1 protein-coding gene is annotated in these 2,524 nt (G+C 37.2%); it reads left to right on the forward strand.

Annotation, left to right across the window (positions count from 1 at the left end; genetic code table 11):
• The first annotated feature begins 663 nt into the window (after positions 1 to 663).
• The gene (locus tag O9290_RS26620) at positions 664 to 2,148 is read left to right on the forward strand and encodes an IS1380 family transposase (RefSeq protein ID WP_288056633.1); all 1,485 of its coding nucleotides are present in this window, start codon (positions 664 to 666) and stop codon (positions 2,146 to 2,148) included.
• The last annotated feature ends 376 nt before the right edge of the window (positions 2,149 to 2,524 follow it).

Raw genomic sequence — 2,524 nt, forward strand, 5'->3', positions numbered from 1 at the left:
AAGATTAAGGGTCGTCGCAGTTTACCCAGGGAGTAAGAGCGAGATTTTCGGGCAGAATCAGGAAAAACAGTGAAAGAATGCAGAAAATGATTCATAAATTCCAGCTAAATTCTATAAACTGCGCCACCATGCCCAGAGGAAAAATACCAGCAATTTGGTTGTGTGTTCCCTTTTCTATTGTAAGGACTCCCTGTGCAAAAAAATTTTTTCTCGAAAGGTAAGCTGCCCGCGCATTTAAATTGCTTGTTGAGATAAGGCACTCATGCAAGAGGCAAAAGGGAAAAGAGGTAATAAATAATCGGTTTTTAATAACCGGATTTAGCAGGGTGAGAGCATCTCAAACGCTATTGACAATTAGCCAATTTTGTGAACCGCTTGCTGTGTGGGCATTTCAACCCGCATTTCTCACAAAAAGTACGATCACTAACCCCCGAAGCCTTACAAAATCTGGGTTTTGACTGGGTGATCGCCTTGTAGCAAAAACGACAGTGTGTTGTTAGGATTCAACTTAAGCTCATCATCAATTAGACCTTGAAAAAAGAACAAATTTAAAATGCGTATTTTTAGGTTAATTAGTTGATAAAGTCTCAATTTTAAGTAGAGAATGAAGTCAAAAGCTTGCGATAATTTAATGATTAAAACTATTTAAAGTATGTCAAGTTTATGACTCCTAGTTCAGACCAGTCTCCACTCAATCAATTAAATTTTGGAAAACTCAATGGAAGACAAGTAATCGCTAATTTTGAGGGAGGAAAAATCACCTCAGATGCAGGAATTATTTTGATGGCAGAGTTAGACCAAAAGCTAAAAATAACGGCTCGGTTTGCCGAATGTTTTCGAGATTATCGAAATTCATCATATCTAGATTATTCAGTTCATGAACTACTCGCACAAAGAGTTTATGGGATAGTTTTGGGATATGAGGATGTCAATGATCATGATAAATTACGTCATGATCCAGCTTTAGCAATAGCATTGAAAAAACTAAATTTTATTGACTCAGCCCAAGCAAATTTAGCGGGAAAAAGTACAATTAATCGACTAGAATATTGTCCGGAAACAGTCATCAATCAAGAGAACAGTCGTTACCATAAAATCGAGCCTAACCCCAAAGAAATTGAAAAAGCTTTTGTGGACATCTTTCTAGAATCCTACAAAAAGCCACCGAAACAAATTATTTTAGACATGGATGTCACCGATGACCCAGTGCATGGAAATCAAGAGGGAGCGTTTTTCAATACTTATTATAAAGGAGTGTGTTATGCTCCTTTGTATATTTTCTGTGAGCATCATTTATTAGTAGCTAAACTCCGGTCTTCTAATGTAGAGCCTGCTGGGGGAGCATTAGAAGAATTGCAGCGAATAATCGGTATAATTCGAGAAAAATGGTCAGATACGCAGATATTAGTACGAGGAGATAGTGCCTATTCCCGTGAAGATATCATGAAATTTTGCGAAAGTCAAGCAGGAGTTGATTATGTTTTAGCAATGGCAACGAATAGTCAATTAAAATTACGAGCGACCGATGTAATTGAGAAAGCTAAGGCAGATTACGAGCAAAGACTTCAGCCAGTTACTGAATTAATGGAGACGTTATTTTCTCCCGATGAAGAGTTAGGAGAATTGGCGAAATTGGTACCAGAATCGACTTGGTATCGTTCCCTATGTTATCAAACCCAAAAATCCTGGAGCCGTTCAAGAAGAGTGGTGACAAAAGTTTGTCCTGGTAGTGAGGGCGTAAAAATTCGCCACGTTGTGACTTCTTTACCTGCATCAAAGATTCCCCCATCTAAACTTTACACTGAAAAATATTGCCCCAGAGGGGAGATGGAAAATCGAATTAAAGAGCAACAATTAGACTTATTTGCTGACCGGACTTCGACACAGACATTTGAGAGTAATCAATTAAGACTTTGGTTGTCATCAATGGCTTATGTTTTAATGCAAGCTTTTCGTCAAAATTGTTTGGCTAAAACTTCTTTTGCCAAAGCGACAGTGGGAACAATTCGCCTTAATTTCCTTAAATTAGGAGCTAGAATTACTGTTAGTGTCAGAAGAATTTTAATCGCAATTGCCAGTTCTTGTCCCTATCAAGATATTTTAGCGATAGCTTACTCTAGAATTCAAGCGATAGCGGGAACTGGATAAGTTGAAGAGTTTTCAAAGATCATTAAATAGTCTTAAAAATGGCTGCTTATAAATTCAGCTAACTTTGTCGTGAACATTTTCCCTAATTGACGGAATTTTTCCAGTAATTCAGGAATTTTTTGATTAGTTTAGTCAGATTATTCCTTGATAACTAAGCGGGTTTCTCTTATTTTTGAAAAACACCAACTTTTAACCTCCAAATTAGGTTCTTAATTCAGTTTGTGAGAAATGCGGGTTCAAGTGATACCAGTCAATCAGAATAGTTACGAAATATTCACATTTGGTCGATTTTTGCTTAACAATTGAGATGGCCAATTCTCCTCAAATATGCCTGAATCGCTCTCTGGGTAAGCAAATCACATAAAGTTGATTTTGT

The sequence above is a fragment of the Microcystis sp. LE19-41.2A genome, from assembly GCF_027530405.1.
GTDB lineage: Bacteria > Cyanobacteriota > Cyanobacteriia > Cyanobacteriales > Microcystaceae > Microcystis > Microcystis aeruginosa.

What these genes read in the sequence shown, in the direction of transcription:
- O9290_RS26620 (WP_288056633.1), top strand. Translation starts at nt 664, where the DNA reads ATGACTCCTAGTTCAGACCAGTCTCCACTCAATCAATTAAATTTTGGA.